Raw genomic sequence first — 755 nt, 5'->3', positions numbered from 1 at the left:
CTCCCTGACCTGCAGATCGGCCTTCTTCCAGTCGCCGGTGGTGTTCCACCAGCGGTTCGGATTGGTATGGTCGTCGAGTCCCTTGGAACGGCTGGTCAGCAGCGGCTGAATGCGGATCACAGGCTCCTGGTAGGAATGGGCCTGGAATATTGCTTCGGCGACACGGGCGGCGAGCGCCTGATCGTCGGGCAGTTCGAACGACACCTCGACCGTGCCCGGCCGCCTGCGCAACTCGATCTCGGCGCCCGCGGCAGCGCCTTCGAGCGTCCGGTAGCGCTCTATTCCTTGCGCCGACTGGTAGGCATTGCCGTCATACTTGCCCATGCGCAGGGGCGTGATCGCCACCACCGCCTCCATGATGCGCTCGACATCGGCCGCCGGCGCCTGGAAGGTGACGAGCAGAAGCAGTTCCATCCTGAGGGACTTGGTTTCAAAGCCGCTGTCGATCATCGCTATATCCTCGCTCTTCCTGGATCGGAGCGAGGGTATAGCAGGGGGCCTGCTGACACGGTGATGTCAGCATGCCCCGGTGAGCGGCGGATTTTCATGTGAGTCCATAGCCTGCGGCAGTGAAGTAGTTTCTGCATTCTGTTGGGGATAACAGATTGCAGATATCGCCGATGGCCTGCCACAGGGCGTCGATGGTTCTGATGGCCTTTGCGCGCAGATGCGCCTTGAGCTTGGCGAAGGCCATTTCGATCGGGTTGAGATCCGGACTGTAGGGCGACAGGAAGAGCAGCCATGCGCCTCTTGCC

At 61.7% G+C, this 755-nt stretch carries 2 protein-coding genes; both read right to left on the bottom strand.

All coding sequences use genetic code 11. The features are described 5' to 3' along the window. Positions 1 to 450, bottom strand: a 450-nt coding sequence (locus EOA79_RS32330) for a hypothetical protein (RefSeq protein WP_128293713.1), incomplete at its 3' end; no start/stop codon positions are given. Between the two features lie 94 nt (positions 451 to 544). After that, positions 545 to 755: transposase (locus EOA79_RS32325; RefSeq protein WP_206639308.1), on the bottom strand; the 211-nt coding region annotated here is incomplete at its 5' end.

Source organism: Mesorhizobium sp. M1A.F.Ca.IN.020.03.2.1, assembly GCF_004023205.1.
GTDB lineage: Bacteria > Pseudomonadota > Alphaproteobacteria > Rhizobiales > Rhizobiaceae > Mesorhizobium.
Note: the sequence above shows the minus strand (reverse complement) of the source record. Positions and strands in the feature narration are given on the sequence as shown.